The sequence below is a fragment of the Streptomyces sp. NPDC097617 genome (assembly GCF_044761485.1).
Taxonomy (GTDB): Bacteria; Actinomycetota; Actinomycetes; order Streptomycetales; family Streptomycetaceae; genus Streptomyces.
The window spans coordinates 293,538-310,317 of record NZ_JBIWCL010000005.1 but is presented as its reverse complement, the minus strand read 5'-3'; the positions used below and the strand labels follow the sequence as shown (position 1 = coordinate 310,317).

The following is a 16,780-nucleotide window of genomic DNA, read 5'->3' as shown; positions in this document are numbered from 1 at the left end:
CCGGATACTGCACCCATGAGTGACGACAAGGACGCGGTGGACGCGATCACGGCCCAGTGGTTCGCGGTGCGCCCCGACCTGGAGACGGCTCCCATGGCCCTCTTCGGACGCATCTACCGGATCGCCAAGGCCATGGGCGACGCGACGGAGCAGTGCTACTCGCGCTTCGGCATCTCGCGCGGCGAGTTCGACGTCGTGGCCACGCTGCGCAGGTCGGGCGAGCCCTACACGCTCTCGCCGCGCCAGCTCTCGGCCACCCTCATGCTCACCACGGGCGGTATGACCGGGCGGCTGGACAAGCTGGAGAAGGCCGGGCTGCTCGTGCGTAAGCCCGATCCGCACGACCGGCGGGGGCTCCAGGTGACGATCACCGAGCGTGGCCTCGCGCTCATCGACGAGGCGGTCACGGCCGGGCTGGAAGTGCAGCGCGCCGGGCTCACCGGGCTGTCGGACGACGAGGTCGCCCAGCTGACCGGCCTGCTCCGCAAGGTGCTGGCCGGCCTCTGAGGACATGACAAGGCGCCAGGGGTCGACGTACGGCCGGGTGAATTCGGCGGTACGGACCCCCGGCGCCCGGGAAGGTCAGTGGTCCCGACCCCGTGGGGCCGGACCGGCTCAGGCCTGCTTCTGCGGCCTGTCCGACTTGTCGAGGACCATCACGAGACCCACGATGACCAGGAAAATCACGAGGGGCGCGACCACGTACAGGCCGACCGTCTCGCCAATGCTCAGGCCCGGGCCCGGGTCGTCACCGTCGTCGCGGGTGAGCGCGAGGGCGGGAGACGTCATCAGCAGCATCATCAGCGCGGTTCCGGCCGTGACGGCGCCGGCGCGCAGAGCGTTCTTCTTGTCCACGGTGCAAACGTAGCGAACACCTAAACGGGGCGCGCGCCCGGGGGTGCCGTACGGGTTCGCACGCCCTCCCCCACCGCGCCCAGCAGGGCGTTCGCCCGGGGCGAGGACACCAGTTCCTCCAGCGCCAGCGGCCGCCCCCCGGCATCGGCGACCGGCAGCCGCCAATTGGGGTACTGGTCCCAGGTGCCCGGCAGGTTCTGGGGCCGCCGGTCCCCCACCGCGTCCGGCAGCCATACGCCGACCAGCCGCGCCGGGGTACGCAGCAGGAAGGTGTACAGGGCGCGTACGGCGGCCTCCTCGCCCTTGGTGTCCAGCCCCAGCCCGTCCAGCAGCTCCAGCCACTCGGCGGTGTCGGCGGCGTCCTCGGCCCGCTCCAGCTCGGCCGGCCGGGTCAGCAGGCCGAGCCGGTCGCGCAGTTCCACATGGCCCCCGGCGAGTTTGGCGGCCGTGGGCGGCAGGTCGTGGGTGGTGACGGTGGCCAGGCAGTCGGCCCGCCAGGCCTGCGGGGCGAGCGGGCGCCCGCCGCCGTCCCAGTCCCGCTCGAACCAGAGCACCGAGGTGCCGAGCACCCCGCGCCGGGCCAGCTCCTGACGGACCCGCGGCTCCACCGTCCCGAGGTCCTCGCCGATGACCGGCGCGCCCGCCCGGTGGGCCTCCAGGACCAGGATCGCCAGCATGGCCTCGCCGTCGTAGCTGACGTAGGCACCCTCGGCGGGCGGGGTCCCCTCCGGGATCCACCAGAGCCGGAACAGCCCCATCACATGGTCGATCCGCAGGGCGCCCGCATAGCGGAACACCCCGCGCAGCAGGGACCGGAAGGGGGCGTAGCCGGTGGCGGCCAGGACGTCCGGGCGCCACGGGGGCAGCCCCCAGTCCTGGCCGCGGGCGTTGAAGGCGTCCGGCGGCGCGCCCACCGAGATGTGCCGGGCGTGGAAGGAGCCGGTCTGCGCGTCGGAGCCCTCCGGGTGCACCCCGACGGCGAGGTCGTGCACGATGCCCACGGACATGCCCGCGGCCCGGGCCGCCCGCTGGGCGGCCGCGAGCTGGGTGTCCGTCAGCCAGACCAGCCAGCGGTGGAAGTCGGCCCGCTCCCGGGGGTCCTCGCCGGCCGCGGCCGCGCACCAGAGCGCGTGGGTGTCCAGCGAGGGGCCCTGGTCGGCGCGGAACTCCTCGTAGGCGGCCTGGCGTTCGGGGGTGCGCGGGACGGCGTACAGCAGCTCCAGGGCGGACCGCTTGAGCTCCCAGACGGCGTCCCGGTCGATCAGCGCACCCTTCTCGAGGACCTGGCGGCGCAGTTCCCCGCCGCGTGAGGCGAGCGCGTCGAGGGCCTCGCGGTCGGGGCAGTCGGCGTACTCGGGGACGTCCTCGATCGCCAAGTGCACGGGGTCCGGGAAGCGCCGCGAGGAGGGCCGGTACGGGGAGGGGTCGGTCGGGACCCCGGGGACGGCCGCGTGCAGCGGGTTGACCTGGATGAATCCGGCGCCGTGGGTGCGGCCCGCCCAGCGGGCGAGTTCCGCGAGGTCACCGAGGTCGCCCATGCCCCAGGAGCGCTCGGAGAGCAGGGAGTAGAGCTGGACGAGCAGCCCGTGGGCCCGCTCGGGTGCGGCCGGGGCGCGCTCCGGGGCGACCACCAGGGTGGCCTCGGCGGTGCGCCCGTCGGGCGCCTCGGCGGTGAGCCGGTGGACGCCGAGGGGCAGTCCCGGGCCCCACGCGAGCTCCGCCCCGCTCTCCTCCTCCACCACCCTCACCACGGTGCCCGGCGGCAGTCCGGCGGGTTCCGGGGCCACCGGCTCCCCCTGCCAGAGCACCACCGTGGGCGGCAGCAGCCGTCCGGCGGCCTCCCGCACAGCGGCCTCGGCGCGCACCCGGATGCTTGTCGCGTCGCCGGTGACCACCCCCAGTAGCCCGAGGACCGTCTTGACGGTGGCCTCCGGCACCGGGACGGTGACGTCGGCGGCGGGCCGGTAGTCGGTGGCGACGCCGTACTGGGCGGCGAGCCGGGCCAGGTCGTCCATCTGCGGGCGCTCCTTCGTGCGTGTGGGCATGAGGGCATGAGGATGTGTCAGAAGAGTGGTGCACGGGGGTCGGACGCCGCCGGTGAACACCGCGTCCATACCCACTCGGAGGCACCGCATTCCTGGCACATCCGGGGCAGATCACCCTCTCGCATTGACACTCCAGCCGCGCGGATGGTGGGCTCAAGCTCATTCGTACGAGCGGGGGACGTCTCGCGACGAGGAGGCTCTGTGCAGCTCAGGGGCAGGAAGCGGGCCACCGCCGCCGCCGTGGCGGTGATCGGCACGCTGCTGGGCGGCGCGGTGGCCTCCGCGCCACCCGGGAGCCTCGCGGCGCCCTCCGTGCCGACCGGACCGGCGCGCGTACCGGCCACCGGGGTCGCCGTCGGAGGACCCCCGCTGGACCCCGGCGCCGATACGCCCCGGGCCGCCTCCGAGGGCCCGGCCGTATGGCCCCGGCCGCAGTCGATGACCGCCGATCCCGCGCGCGAGCTGCCGCTGGGGGCCGAGGCCGTACTCCTCGCGCCGGCCGACGCGGATCCGTACGCGGTCCAAGTGGTGCGGGACGCCCTGCGCGCGGCGGGCGTGCGCACGCTCCGCGAGCCGGCCCCCGGGGCGCCGCTCCCCGCGCGCGGCACGCTCGTACGGCTCCAGGACCCGGGCGCGGAGCAGGCGCTGCGGGCACTGGGCGCGACCGCACCGTCCGACCTGCCGGGCGGGGGCTACCGGCTGGCCGTGGGGCGCCACGACGGCCGGGACACGATCGCGCTGTCCGGGGTCGGGGAGTCGGGCCTGTTCCACGCGGCGCAGACGTTGCGGCAGGTGCTCGCGGCGGGCGGCGGGAAGGTACCCGGGGTCCTGGTGCGGGACTGGCCCGCGGCCCCGGTGCGCGGGATCACCGAGGGCTTCTACGGGCAGCCGTGGACGCGGGAACAGCGCCTTGCGCAGCTGGACTTCATGGGCCGCACCAAGCAGAACCGGCTGCTGATCGCGCCCGGCGACGACCCCTACCGCACGACGGCCTGGCGCCAGGACTACCCGCGGGAGCAGCAGGAGGAGTTCCACGCGCTGGCCGAACGGGCCCGCGCCAACCGGATAGTCCTGGCCTGGGCGGTGACGCCCGGGCAGTCGATGTGCCTGTCCTCGGAGGCCGACCGGGCGGCGCTCACCCGCAAGCTGGACGCGATGTGGGACCTCGGCTTCCGCGCCTTCCAGGTGCAATTCCAGGACGTCAGCTACACCGAGTGGGGCTGCAAGGCCGACCGGGACCGGTACGGGAAGGGTCCGGCGGCGGCCGCGAAGGCGCACGCGGAGGTCGCGGGGCGGGTGGCGGCGCACCTGGCCGCCCGTTATCCGGGGGCGCCCGCGCTGTCCCTGCTGCCGACGGAGTTCTACCAGGAGGGCGCCACCGCCTACCGGACCGCCCTGGCGGGTGCGCTGGACCCGCGGGTGGAGGTGGCCTGGACGGGCGTGGGCGTGGTGCCGCCCACGATCTCCGGCAAGGACCTGGCCGGGGCGCGCTCCGCCCTCGGACACCGGCTGATCACCATGGACAACTACCCGGTGAACGACTGGGACCCGGGCCGGATCTTCCTCGGCCCGTACGCGGGCCGCGATCCGGTGGTGGCGGGCGGTTCGGCGGCGCTGCTGGCCAACGCCATGCCGCAGGGCACCCTGTCGCGGATCCCGCTGTTCACGGCGGCGGACTTCGCGTGGAACCCGCGCGGCTACCGGGCCGGCGAGTCCTGGGCCGCCGCGGTGCGCGACCTGGCGGGCGCCGACCCGCGCACCCGCGAGGCGGTGGCGGCGCTGGCCGGGAACACCGCGTCCTCGGGCCTGGGGCAGGAGGAGTCGGCGTACCTGAAGCCGCTGGTCGAGCAGTTCTGGCGGGCCCGCGCCGCGGGCGATCCGGCGGCCGGGACCGCGCTGCGCAAGGCGTTCACCGTACTGCGCGAGGCCCCGGGCCGGCTGCCGGCCCTGTCCGGCGAGGCCGGACCCTGGCTGGAGCGCCTGGCGCGCTACGGAACGGCGGGCGAGCTGGCCGTGGACGTCCTGCAGGCCCAGGCCCGCGGGGACGGGGCAGCCGCCTGGCAGGCCTCCCGCGCCCTGGCCGCGGCCCGCGAGGCGCTGGCGCAACAGGGCGAGGCCCGCGTGGACAAGGCCGTCCTGGACCCCTTCCTGGCGCAGGCGACGGCGGAGGCCGACGCCTGGACCGGGGCCAGCCGCAGGACCGGCACGGTCACCAAGGAGGCCGGGGCCTGGACCGTACGACTGAACGCCCCGCGTCCGGTGTCGGCGGTGACGGTGATGACGGAACCGCTCCCGCAGGGGGCGCGGGGCGCCGTGGTGGAGGCCCACGTACCCGGCGAGGGCTGGCGCAAGGTCGCCGACGCCGCCGCAACGGGCTGGACCCAGGTGGACACGGCCGGGCTGAGCACGGACGCGGTACGCCTGTCCTGGGCCGGGGCCGAATCGGCGCCGGCGGTGCACCAGGTGGTCCCCTGGTTCGCGGACGGCCCGCGGGCCCGCTTCGAGCTGGCGGACGGGGCCGCGACCGCCGCCGAGATCGGCGGAGCCGCGCAGCGGGTCTCGGCGCAGCTGTCCGCCCTGGGCCCGGGCGAGGTCCGCGGGCCGCTGTCGGCGCGGCCGCCGGCGGGCATCGAGGTCCGCCTGCCGCAGCTCGCGGTGGTGCCGCGCGGCGGCCAGGCGTCGATCCCGCTGGAGGTCAGCGTCGCCGCGGGCACCGCGCCGGGCAGCTACCGGGTACCGGTGACCTTTGACGGGGAGTCACGCACCCTGACCGTGCGTGCGGTGGCCCGGACCGGCGGCCCGGATCTGCTGCGCACCGCGAAGGCGACCTCCTCGGCGAACGAGACCGCCGACTTCCCGGCCCCGGCGGCGGTGGACGGCTCGGCGACCACGCGCTGGTCGTCACCGGCGGTGGACGGTGCGTGGTGGCAGGCCGAGCTGCGCGCCCCGGCGCGGGTGGGCCGGGTGGAGCTGCACTGGCAGGACGCGTACCCCTCGGCGTACCGGGTGGAGACCTCCGCGGACGGGGTGACCTGGCGGCCGGGGGCGGCCGTCTCCGCCTCCCGCGGTGGCCGCGAGTCCCTCCGCCTGGACGCCCCGGACACCCGTTTCCTCCGCGTCACGTGCGAAACCCGCGCGACCCGCTACGGCTGCTCCCTCTGGTCGGCAGAGGCCTACGGAGTCACCCCGTAAACCCAGCCCCGCCGCCTCTTCCAGCCCCGCCGGCGTTTGAGGCGCGGGGTCCGGGGCGGAGCCCCGGGAGGCCGGGGCCGCAGGTACCCGACGGGGGCGCAACCCCGCAGGGAACCGGCGGCCCCGCGAGCGCTAGGACGCGGCGACCCCGATCCGCTCCAGCGCGTCCTGCGCCCCGTACGGCTGGAGGTACGGCATCCACCGCGGATCCCGGTGCCCCGTGCCGATGATCCGCCACGCCAGCCCCGACGGCGGCGCCGGCTGGTGCCGCAGCCGCCAGCCGAGTTCCAGAAGGTGCCGGTCGGCCTTGACGTGGTTGCAGCGGCGGCAGGCGGCGACGACGTTGTCCCAGGCGTGCTGTCCGCCCCGGCTGCGCGGGATGACATGGTCGACGCTGGTGGCGACGGCGCCGCAGTACATGCAGCGACCGCCGTCCCGCGCGAACAGGGCGCGCCGGGTGAGTGGAACGGGCCCCCGGTAGGGGACCCGCACGAAGCGCTTGAGCCGTACCACGCTGGGCGCGGGGACGACCCTTGTCGCGCTGTGCAGATAGGCGCCGGATTCTTCCAGGGAGACCGCTTTGTTCTCCAGGACGAGGACGAGCGCGCGGCGGAGCGGTACGACGCCGAGGGGCTCGTACGACGCGTTGAGGACCAGGACGTGCGGCACGGACTGCCTCCTTGTACGCCGGCGGCGCGTGGCTCGCGCCGGGACGATCTGCTCTCCAGTCTCTCCTTACGGCTGGTCGAAACGCCACCACGCGCCCGTAACGGGTCCGAGGTGTTTTCAACCACAGTCAGTCATCCCCAGGTGAGTCTGGTCTCTCCCTCGAACACGGCGCCAAGGTGAAGGGATTGCCCCGTTAGTGTGGTTGGTCTGCCCCGCATACCCCCGGTTCCCTCCGGGGGTACCCCCGGTTCCGCGGGCAGACCGCTATACCTGGAGGTTCCCGTCGTGCCCTGGCCCGCCGCTCTGCTGCCGCTGGCAGCCGAAGTTCCGGACGCGCCCGCATCGGTCAAGGAGGCGCAGGACAGCGTCAACGAGGCCGCCAGCTTCATCGAGCAGAACTGGGCCACCTGGCTGAGCATCGGTCTGCGGATCCTGCTGATCGTCGTGATAGCGGCGGTGATCCGCTCGGCGGTCCGCAAGGCCCTCACCAAGCTCATAAGCCGGATGAACACCAGCGCCGAGGCGGTGGAGGGCACCGCGCTGGGCGGCCTGCTGGTCAACGCCGAGCGGCGGCGCCAGCGTTCGGAGGCGATCGGCTCGGTGCTCCGGTCGGTGGCTTCGTTCCTGATCCTCGGCACGGCCGCGCTGATGGTCCTGGCCGCGCTGAAGATCGATCTGGCCCCGCTGCTGGCGAGTGCCGGTGTGGCCGGTGTGGCGATCGGTTTCGGCGCCCGGAACCTGGTGACGGACTTCCTGTCCGGCGTCTTCATGATCATGGAGGACCAGTACGGCGTCGGGGACAAGATCGACGCGGGCGTGGCCTCGGGCGAGGTCATAGAGGTCGGACTGCGGGTGACCAAGCTCCGCGGCGACAACGGTGAGATCTGGTACGTCCGCAACGGCGAGATCAAGCGCATCGGCAACCTCAGCCAGGGCTGGGCCACCGCGGGCGTGGACGTACAGGTCAAGCCTTCGGAAAACCTGTCGAAGATCCGCGAGGTGGTCAAGGAGGTCGCCGACTCCATGGCGAAGGAGTCCCCGTGGGACGAGCGTCTGTGGGGTCCGGTGGAGGTTCTGGGCCTGGACGAGGTGCTGCTCGCCTCGATGACCGTGAGGGTGTCCGCCAAGACCATGCCCGGCCAGCAGTTCGCGGTGGAGCGGGAGCTGCGCTGGCGGATCAAGGAGGCCTTCGACGCCGCGGGCATCCGGATCATCGGCGGCATGCCGGCCGCCGAGGAGGACGAGGAGGCCCCCGCGGACCCGTCGGTCGCGTTCGCCGCGCCGTCCGCGCTGGCGAACCCGGCCTCCCCGCAGTCGCTGGCCACCGCCCCGATCCCGCCGCCGGCCGGCCCGCGGATCACCAAGTAGCCACCACGTGGCCCCCGCGGCGACCACAGGTCGCACGGGCCCCGCTCACCCCCGCTGCCCCGCAGGCCGTTCCCGAAAGGACACAGCCTGCGGGGCAGCGGCATTGACACAGTTCAACAGGTGATAGGAAACTTACCTAACAGATCACCTCGGTGAGGGAGAGCCGCTCGATGCCCGCCGCCACGCCCGGAACGCCCAGCCTGTTGCGCGCCATGAACGACCGGGCCGCACTCGAACTCCTGCTGACGCACGGCCCGCTGTCCCGGACCCGTATCGGGCACCTGACCGGGCTGTCCAAGCCCACCGCCTCCCAGCTGCTGGCCCGCCTGGAAGCGGTCGGACTCGTCGTCGCCACCGGTACGGACGGCGGCCGCCCCGGCCCCAGTGCCCAGCTCTACGCGATCAACCCGCGGGCCGCGTACGTGGGCGGCCTCGATGTCACCCCCGAGCGGGTGCTGGCGGCCGTCGCCGACCTCACCGGCACGGTGATCGCCACCCACGAGGTCCCCTACACCGAGGGCGCGGAGGCCGTCGACCAGGTGACCGAGGCCCTCGGGGAGGCCGTCAAGGCCGCCGGGCTGCACCGCTCCGACCTGCGCCGGGTGGTCATCGGCACCCCGGGCGCCTTCGACCCGCAGACCGGCCGGCTGCGGTACGCCAGTCACCTCCCCGGCTGGCACTCCCCCACCCTCCTGGAGGACCTGGCGGCGGCCCTGCCGATGCCCGTCGAGTACGAGAACGACGTCAATCTCGCCGCCGTCGCCGAACAGCGGCTCGGCGCCGCCCGCGGCCACGAGGACTTCGTCCTGCTGTGGAACGAGGAGGGCCTCGGCGCCGCGCTGGTGCTGGGCGGCCGGCTGCACCGCGGCTGGACCGGCGGCGCGGGCGAGGTGGGCTTCCTGCCCGTCCCCGGCCGCCCGCTGGTCCGGCAGGTCACCCGGGCCAACTCCGGCGGGTACCAGGAGCTGGCCGGAGTGGAGGGACTGCCCCGGCTCGCCGCGGAACTGGGCGTCGAGCCCCCGCCGGCTCCCGACTCACCCGCGCACGATGCACCCGCACCCCCGGGACCCGCCGCGTCCGGCGCCCCGCACGGCCCGGAGGTGGCCGCCGCGGTCGCCCTGCTCGCGCGGGCCGCCGCCGCGCCCGAGGGGGCCCACCTGCGCTTCCTCCAGTCGTACGCGACCGCGCTGGCCACCGGTCTCGCCTCGGTCGTCGCCGTGCTGGACCCGGAGATCGTGGTCCTGTCCGGGGCCGCCATCAGCGCCGGCGGCGAGCCGCTGCGCGCCCTGCTGGAGGCCGAACTCGCCGAACTGGCGCCCTCCCGGCCCCGGCTGGTTCCCGGTGAGGTGCGGGAGCGGCCGGTCCTGCACGGCGCGCTGGAGAGCGCGCTGGCCGCCACCCGGGACGAAGTGTTCGACACCTCCGGCTGACCGCACCCCGCGCCGCCGCCCCCGTACCGCCCCATCCCCGTACCGCCTCCCCCATCGGCACCCCCCACGGAAGTTCCTCCCGCAGAGAGCGAGCCCCGCCATGCCCAGATTCGGACGCACCCGTCGCCTGACCACCGCGACCGCCCTCCTCGCGGCGATATCCGCCCTCGCCACGGCCTGTACCGGCCAGAGCGCGGACACCGCCTCCGACGACCCGAAGGCGGACGTCACCCTCAACTTCTGGCACGGCTGGTCCGCGCCGAGCGAGGCCAAGGCGATCGAGGACAACATCGCCCGCTTCGAGAAGGCGCACCCGAACATCAAGGTCAAGGTCACCGGCAACATGACCGACGACAAGATCAACCAGGCGCTGCGGGCCGGCGGGGACAAGGCCCCCGACGTGGTCTCCTCCTTCACCACCGACAGCGTGGGCAAGTTCTGCAACTCCCGCGCCTTCGCCGACCTGAACCCCTTCCTCGAGAAATCCGGGGTGGACAAGACGAAGGTCTTCCCCAAGACCCTGCTGGAGTACACGGAGTTCAACGGCAACCAGTGCACGCTGCCGCTGCTCAACGACGCCTACGGCCTCGTCTACAACAAAACCGCGTTCGCGGCCGCCGGCATCAACGAACCCCCCAAGACCTGGAGCCAGTTCGTCGAGGTCGCGCAGAAGCTGACCAAGCCGGATGCGTCGGGGGACTCGTACGAGCAGCTCGGCCTCATGCCCACCTTCCACGGCTACGAGACCACCCCCATGCGGCTCGCCGCCCAGTGGAGCCCCACCTACTTCGGCGCCGACGGCGCCTCCAACCTGGCGAAGGACCCTGCCTTCGCGAAGATGCTGACCGCGCAGAAGGACCTGGTGGCGAAGCTCGGCGGCTACGAGAAGCTGGAGCGGTTCCGCAACACCTTCGGTGACGAATGGGGTTCCGAACACCCCTTCCACACCGGCCAGGTGGCCATGCAGATCGACGGCGAGTGGCGCGCCCCGATGGCCAAGGAGGCCGGCGTCACCTTCGAGATCGGCACCGCGCCGCTGCCCGTCCCCGACGAGCAGGCCGCCGACTACGGCAAGGGCTACCTCTCCGGCACGATCATGGGCATCGCCGCGGGCAGCGCGAAGCAGAATGCCGCCTGGGAGCTGGTCAAGTACATGACCACGGACACCGAGGCGGTGGTGGCCTTCGCCAACGCCATCCACAACGTGCCCTCCACGCTCGCCGCGCTGGAGTCCCCGGACCTCCGGGTGACGCCGGAGTTCAAGACCTTCCTCGACATCGCCCGGCACCCGAAGTCCGGCACCACCCCGGCCAAGGCCGACGGCGGCACCTACCAGCTGACCTTCACCGACTTCGCGTACGCCGTCGAGAAGGGCGATGTCGCCGACATCCCGGCCGGTCTCGCCACGACCGACCAGCAGATCGACACGGACATCGCGAAGGCGAAGTAGCCCGATGCCCGCAACCCGCCCCCTGCGGTCGAAGCGGCGGCGCTCCGCCCTGCGGACCGCGGCCTTCATGTCCCCCTGGCTGATCGGCTTCTCGGTCTTCTTCGTCTACCCGCTGCTGTCCACCCTGTACTTCTCCTTCACGCGCTACGACGGCTTCCGGCAGCCCGCCTTCAACGGCCTGGACAACTGGAGCTACGTCTTCACGGACTATCCGCTGTTCTGGCCGGCGATGCGCAACACGCTCTGGCTGGTCCTGGTGATGGTGACCTGCCGGGTCGCCTTCGGTCTCGGCATCGGCCTGCTCATCACGAAGATCAAGACGGGGACCGGGATCTTCCGCACCCTGTTCTACCTGCCCTACCTGGCCCCGCCGGTCGCCGCGACCCTGGCCTTCGTCTTCCTGCTCAACCCGGGCACCGGGCCCGTCAACACCGTGCTGGACGCGGTGGGACTGCCCACCCCCGGCTGGTTCACCGACGCGGACTGGTCCAAGCCGGCCCTGACCGCCCTCGCACTGTGGGGGGTGGGCGACCTGATGGTCATCTTCATGGCCGCGCTGCTCGACGTACCGAAGGAGCAGTACGAGGCGGCCGAGCTGGACGGGGCCGGCGCCTGGGCGCGGTTCCGGCACATCACCCTGCCCAACATCTCGCCGATCATCATGTTCGCGGTGGTCACCGGGGTCATCCAGGCCATGCAGTACTACGCGCAGCCGCTGGTGGCGGGGAAGGTCGCGGCCGGGGTGATCGGCGGCTCGGGCCAGCAGTTCGAGCCCGGCTACCCCGACAAGTCCACGCTGACCCTGCCCCAACTCGTCTACAACCTCGGGTTCCAGCGCTTCGACTACGGCACCGCGTGTGTCGTCGCGCTCGTCCTGTTCGCCCTCTCCATGGCCTTCACCGCGCTCCTGATGCGGCGCCGTGGCGGTCTGATCGGAGCAGGTGAATGAGTACGCGCACACCCACGCGCCCGCGCAGCGGGACCGGCAGCAGGACCGGCAACGGCAGCGGGCCCGGCCGCGGCAACCCCCGGAGATCCTCCCGGGCGGTACTGCACTGGGTCGGGGTGCACTCGCTCGGCGTGGCCGCCGCCCTCTTCTTCGTCCTCCCCTTCGTCTTCCTCCTCCTCACCTCCCTGATGGGCGACCGGCAGGCGCTGACCCGCGACCTGTGGCCCCACACCTGGGAATGGGGCAACTACGCGAAGGTCTGGCACACCCCGGGCTTCCTGACCTGGTGGCGCAACACGCTCCTGTACGCAGGAGTCGGCACCCTGTTGACCGTGGTCTCCTCCGTGCCCGTCGCGTACGCGCTCGCCAAGTTCCGCTTCCGCGGGCGGCGGCTCTCGCTGCTGCTCGTGATCGCCATGATGATGCTGCCGCCGCAGGTGGTGGTCATCCCCATGTACCTCTTCTGGGCCAAGCAGCTCGACCTGTCGGGCACCTTGTGGCCGCTGATCATCCCGATGGCCTTCGGCGACGCCTTCTCCATCTTCCTGCTGCGCCAGTTCCTGCTGACCATCCCCGACGAGTACCTGGACGCAGCCCGCGTCGACGGCTGCGGCGAGGTGCGGACCCTGCTGCGCGTGGTCCTGCCGATGGCCCGGCCCGGGATAGCCGCCGTCGCGCTCTTCCAGTTCTTCTGTGCCTGGAACGACTACTTCGGCCCGCAGATCTACGCCTCCGACAACCCCGCCGCCTGGACCCTCAGTTACGGACTGGAGTCCTTCAAGGGGGCGCACCACACCAACTGGAACCTGACCATGGCCGCGACCGTACTGGTCATGGCCCCGGTGATCGTCCTCTTCTTCTTCGCTCAGAAGGCGTTCGTCGAGGGAGTCACCCTGACCGGCGTGAAAGGCTGACGACGATGAAACTCGCAGTGGTGGGCGGCGGTTCCACCTACACCCCCGAACTGATCGACGGCTTCGCGCGGCTTCGCGACACCCTGCCCGTCAGCGAGCTCGTACTGATCGACCCGGCCGCCGACCGGCTGGAGCTGATCGGCGGCCTGGCCCGGCGGATCTTCGCCCGGCAGGGGCATCCCGGCCGCATCACCACCACCTCCGACCTCGACGCGGGCATCGCCGGGGCGGACGCGGTCCTGCTCCAGCTGCGCATCGGCGGGCAGGCCGCCCGGCTGCAGGACGAGACCTGGCCGCTGGAGTGCGGCTGCGTCGGACAGGAGACCACGGGCGCGGGCGGGCTCGCCAAGGCGCTGCGCACCGTCCCGGTGGTCCTCGACATCGCCGAACGGGTCAGGCGGACCAATCCGGACGCCTGGATCATCGACTTCACCAACCCGGTCGGGATCGTCACCCGGGCCCTCCTGCGGGCCGGGCACAAGGCGGTCGGGCTGTGCAACGTCGCCATCGGCCTCCAGCGGAAATTCGCGGCCCTGCTGGACCTGGCGCCGGCCGACATCCACCTGGACCACGTGGGTCTCAACCACCTCACCTGGGAACTGGGCGTACGCCGGGGCGGCCCGGACGGCGAGGACCTGCTGGCGGGCCTGCTCGCCGAGCACGGCGAGAGCGTCGCCGGGGACCTGCGGCTGCCGCGGGCGGTGCTGGACCGGCTCGGCGTCGTGCCCTCGTACTACCTGCGCTACTTCTACGCCCACGACGAGGTCGTCCGGGAGCTCGGGACCAAGCCCTCGCGGGCCGCCGAGGTCGCCGCGATGGAACGCGAACTGCTGTCCCTGTACGGAGATCCCGCGCTCGACGAGAAGCCGGCGCTGCTGGCGAAGCGGGGCGGCGCCTTCTACTCCGAGGCCGCCGTGGACCTGGCCGCCTCCCTGCTGGGCGACGGCGGGCCGACCGTGCAGGTGGTCAACACGTACAACAAGGGGACGCTGCCCTTCCTCCCGGACGACGCGGTGATCGAGGTGCAGGCCCGCGTCGACGGCTCCGGCCCCGCTCCGCTGGCGGTGCCTCGGCTGGACCCGCTCTTCGCCGGGCTGATCTCGCACGTGAGCGCGTACGAGGACCTCGCGCTGGACGCGGCGCTGCGCGGCGGGCGCGAGCGGGTGTTCAAGGCGCTCCTCGCGCACCCGCTGGTCGGGCAGTTCGACCTGGCCGAGGGGCTGACCGACCGGCTGCTCGCCCACAACAAGGAGCACCTGGCATGGGCGTGACCCCCTTGGCTCTCCCCTCGGTGCTCGCGATCGACGCGGGCAACAGCAAGACGGACGTGGCGCTCCTCGCCCCGGACGGCTCGGTGCTGTGCTCAGGCCAGGCCGGTGGCTTCCAGCCGCCGCGCACGGGGGTGGCCGCGGCCGTCGACGTGCTCGCCGAGGCGATGGCCGACGCCGGACTGCGCGCCGACCGGACGGCCGGGCCGTGGGCCGAGCGGGTCTCGGCATGCCTGGCCAACGCCGACTTCGCGGTGGAGGAGGAGGAGCTGGCGCGCGAGATCGAGGGCCGCAACTGGGGCCGTGCGACGGCGGTGCACAACGACACCTTCGCACTGCTGCGTTCCGGGCTGCCGACGGGCGCCGACCCGTGCGGTGTCGCGGTGGTGTGCGGGGCGGGCATCAACTGCGTCGGGATGACCCCGGACGGGCGGACCGCACGCTTCCCCGCCATCGGCCGGATCTCCGGCGACTGGGGCGGCGGGGGCGGACTCGCCGAGGAGGCCCTGTGGTGCGCGGCCCGGGCCGAGGACGGCCGCGGCGGCCCGACGGAGCTGGCCCGGGCCCTGCCGGCACACCTCGGCCACGGCTCGATGGCCTCGCTGATCGAGGCGATGCACCTGGGCCGGGTCCCGTCCCGGCGGCGCCACGAGCTGACGCCGGTGCTGTTCGCGGTGGCGGCGGCCGGGGACCCGGTGGCGCTGTCCCTGGTGCACCGGCAGGCGGACGAGGTCGTGGCCATGGCCTCGGTGGCACTGGGTCGCCTGGGCCTGCTGGAACAGGAGGTGCCGGTGGTGCTGGGCGGCAGTGTGCTGGCGGCCGGACACCCGCAGCTCAACGACCGGATCGCGGGGGGCCTCGCCCAACGGGCCCCGCGCGCCCGGATCTCCGTGATCACGGCGCCCCCGGTGCTGGGCGCCGGGCTGCTGGGCCTGGACGCGCTCGGCTCCCCGCCCGGGGCGTACGAAAAACTCCGTGCCCATTTCGGGTGAACCCGCCCCGGAAGCCCTCCGGTCTGGAACCGTGGCGCCCGTGCGGACGTATTGACGGTGAAGGGGCGACGAAAGGCGCCCCCGGGGACGGATCGCCCTGGATCCAGCACCGGGTGCTGTGGCCGACCGGCACTACGGCCATACTGCTGCGCAGGGGGTACCTCCCAGCGTCGGCTGGGGGACGACAGGACCGAGGGGGAGGTCACGGTGGCGATCACTTCACGCGCGCCCGCACCCGGGGGCGGCGCTTCCGTGCCGCCCGCCGGGCCGTCGGCGCCACCGCCCGACGGACCGCCCGGGCGCGGCACCGCCTGGGCCGAGGGCGTCGAGCGGCTGCGTGAGGCGGCGACGACCGAGCCGGGCCGGCTGCGGATCATCGGCGCGGTACTGGCCGCCCTGATCATGCTGTTCGGCACGGTGAGCGTCTGGGAGATCTCCGACCGGGTCGCGGCCGCCGACGACGTGGTGGGCCGCAGCCAGCCCCTGAGCGCGGACGCGGCGAGCATCTACCGCTCCCTCGCGGACGCCGACACCACCTCCTCCAGCGGGTTCCTGCTGGGCGCCCAGGAACCGCGCGAGGTCCGCCAGCGGTACGAGAAGGACATCGCCAACGCCTCCAGGCTCCTGGTGAGCGCGGCCGCCAACACCGGCGGCAACGAGGACTCCCGCAAGCAGATCAGCCTGCTGAGCGAGCAGCTCCCGCGCTACACCGGCCTGATCGAGCAGGCCAGGGCCACCAACCGGCAGGGCCTGCCGCTGGGCGGCGCCTACCTCCGCTACGCCAACGAGCAGATGACCACCCAGCTGCTGCCCGCCGCGCAGCGGCTGTACGAGTCGGAGACCAAGCGGCTCTACACGGACCACGACGACGCCCGGTCCTGGCCGCTGGCCTCGATCGGTCTGGGCCTCCTCGCGGTGGCCGCTCTGCTGTGGACGCAGCGGCGCAACTACCGGCACACGAACCGGGTGCTCAACCACGGACTGGTGGCCGCGACGGCCGCGTCGGTGGTGGTCCTGCTGTGGCTGGCCGTGGGACAAACGGTGGCACGGTCCTCGATGAACGAGGCCCGGGTGGACGGGCAGGAGTCCATGAAGGTGCTCAACGACGCGCGGATCGCCTCCCTCCAGGCGCGGGCCGGTGAGAACCTGACCCTGATCGCGCGGGGCGCCGTACTGGCCGAGGACAAGAAGTCCGACAAGTACGACGTGGACTTCACGAACAACATGAAGCAGTTGGACGCGGGGCTGGCGACCGCGCTGCAGCTGGCCGACGACGAAGCCGGCCGGACCCCGGTCAGCCGGGCCGTGGACGGCGTGAAGCAGTGGAAGCAGCGGCACACGGCGGCCCGGGAGGCGGACTTGAAGGGGGACTACGAGGCCGCACTGCCCCAGGTCGTCGGGGACGACAAGCACAAGGAGAGCAGCGGCGCCGCCTTCGACACGGTCGACGCCTCCCTGGAGCAGGCCGTCGCGCACGAGCAGCGGGAGTTCACCCGGGCGGCCGGGGACGGCCTCGGCGCGCTGAGCGGTCTGGTGACGGGCTCCGCGGCCCTGGTGGTCATCGGCGCGGTGGCGGCTCTGCTCGGCATCGGGCGCAGGCTTTCGGAGTACAGGTGAGCGCGATGCGGATACGAGCGAGGCGGGCCGC

The 16,780-nt window shown here is 73.2% G+C and carries 13 protein-coding genes; 10 read left to right on the top strand and 3 right to left on the bottom strand.

Annotated elements, in window-relative coordinates:
- Positions 1 to 15 precede the first annotated feature (15 nt).
- Positions 16 to 507, top strand: coding sequence for a MarR family winged helix-turn-helix transcriptional regulator (locus ACIQZO_RS12405; protein ID WP_403624114.1), 492 nt, complete (start codon positions 16 to 18; stop codon positions 505 to 507).
- Positions 508 to 615: 108 nt separating this feature from the next.
- Here the strand turns inward: ACIQZO_RS12405 and ACIQZO_RS12400 are convergent, their stop codons facing one another.
- Positions 616 to 855: a hypothetical protein gene (locus ACIQZO_RS12400; protein ID WP_403624111.1), complete on the bottom strand. Its 240-nt coding sequence runs from the start codon at positions 853 to 855 to the stop codon at positions 616 to 618.
- A gap of 20 nt (positions 856 to 875) precedes the next feature.
- A complete protein-coding gene (locus ACIQZO_RS12395) occupies positions 876 to 2,900 on the bottom strand; it encodes a 4-alpha-glucanotransferase (protein WP_403624108.1) in 2,025 nt (674 codons plus the stop codon).
- Between the two features lie 201 nt (positions 2,901 to 3,101).
- Here ACIQZO_RS12395 and ACIQZO_RS12390 point away from each other — a divergent pair, with 201 nt between their 5' ends.
- The gene (locus ACIQZO_RS12390) at positions 3,102 to 6,092 is read left to right on the top strand and encodes a beta-N-acetylglucosaminidase domain-containing protein (RefSeq protein WP_403624105.1); all 2,991 of its coding nucleotides are present in this window, start codon (positions 3,102 to 3,104) and stop codon (positions 6,090 to 6,092) included.
- Between the two features lie 132 nt (positions 6,093 to 6,224).
- On the opposite strand, the gene ACIQZO_RS12385 is transcribed toward ACIQZO_RS12390, so the two are convergent.
- Positions 6,225 to 6,761 (bottom strand): HNH endonuclease, encoded by a 537-nt coding sequence (locus ACIQZO_RS12385; protein ID WP_360892756.1) that lies wholly within the window; start codon positions 6,759 to 6,761, stop codon positions 6,225 to 6,227.
- Between the two features lie 285 nt (positions 6,762 to 7,046).
- On the opposite strand from ACIQZO_RS12385, the gene ACIQZO_RS12380 reads away from it, so the two are divergent.
- The 8 genes from ACIQZO_RS12380 (at position 7,047) to ACIQZO_RS12345 (ending at position 16,749) form a co-directional block, all read left to right on the top strand.
- Positions 7,047 to 8,129 (top strand): mechanosensitive ion channel family protein, encoded by a 1,083-nt coding sequence (locus ACIQZO_RS12380; RefSeq protein WP_403624102.1) that lies wholly within the window; start codon positions 7,047 to 7,049, stop codon positions 8,127 to 8,129.
- A 170-nt stretch (positions 8,130 to 8,299) separates the two neighbouring features.
- Positions 8,300 to 9,559 (top strand): ROK family protein, encoded by a 1,260-nt coding sequence (locus tag ACIQZO_RS12375; RefSeq protein ID WP_403624099.1) that lies wholly within the window; start codon positions 8,300 to 8,302, stop codon positions 9,557 to 9,559.
- A 100-nt stretch (positions 9,560 to 9,659) separates the two neighbouring features.
- A complete protein-coding gene (locus tag ACIQZO_RS12370) occupies positions 9,660 to 11,009 on the top strand; it encodes an ABC transporter substrate-binding protein (protein ID WP_403624095.1) in 1,350 nt (449 codons plus the stop codon).
- A 4-nt stretch (positions 11,010 to 11,013) separates the two neighbouring features.
- Positions 11,014 to 11,958 carry a carbohydrate ABC transporter permease gene (locus ACIQZO_RS12365; protein WP_403624092.1) on the top strand — a complete coding sequence of 315 codons (945 nt, stop codon included), beginning with the start codon at positions 11,014 to 11,016 and terminating at the stop codon, positions 11,956 to 11,958.
- Positions 11,955 to 12,872, top strand: a complete 918-nt coding sequence (locus tag ACIQZO_RS12360) for a carbohydrate ABC transporter permease (RefSeq protein ID WP_403624089.1) — start codon at positions 11,955 to 11,957, stop codon at positions 12,870 to 12,872. The genes ACIQZO_RS12365 and ACIQZO_RS12360 overlap by 4 nt, the downstream gene beginning before the upstream one ends.
- Positions 12,873 to 12,877: 5 nt before the next feature.
- On the top strand, positions 12,878 to 14,143 hold the full coding sequence (locus tag ACIQZO_RS12355) for a 6-phospho-beta-glucosidase (protein WP_403624086.1): 1,266 nt from the start codon (positions 12,878 to 12,880) through the stop codon (positions 14,141 to 14,143).
- Positions 14,134 to 15,132, top strand: coding sequence for an N-acetylglucosamine kinase (locus ACIQZO_RS12350; protein ID WP_403624083.1), 999 nt, complete (start codon positions 14,134 to 14,136; stop codon positions 15,130 to 15,132). Before ACIQZO_RS12355 ends, ACIQZO_RS12350 begins: the two co-directional genes overlap by 10 nt.
- Before the next feature lie 207 nt (positions 15,133 to 15,339).
- The gene (locus ACIQZO_RS12345) at positions 15,340 to 16,749 is read left to right on the top strand and encodes a hypothetical protein (RefSeq protein ID WP_403624080.1); all 1,410 of its coding nucleotides are present in this window, start codon (positions 15,340 to 15,342) and stop codon (positions 16,747 to 16,749) included.
- Positions 16,750 to 16,780 lie beyond the last annotated feature (31 nt).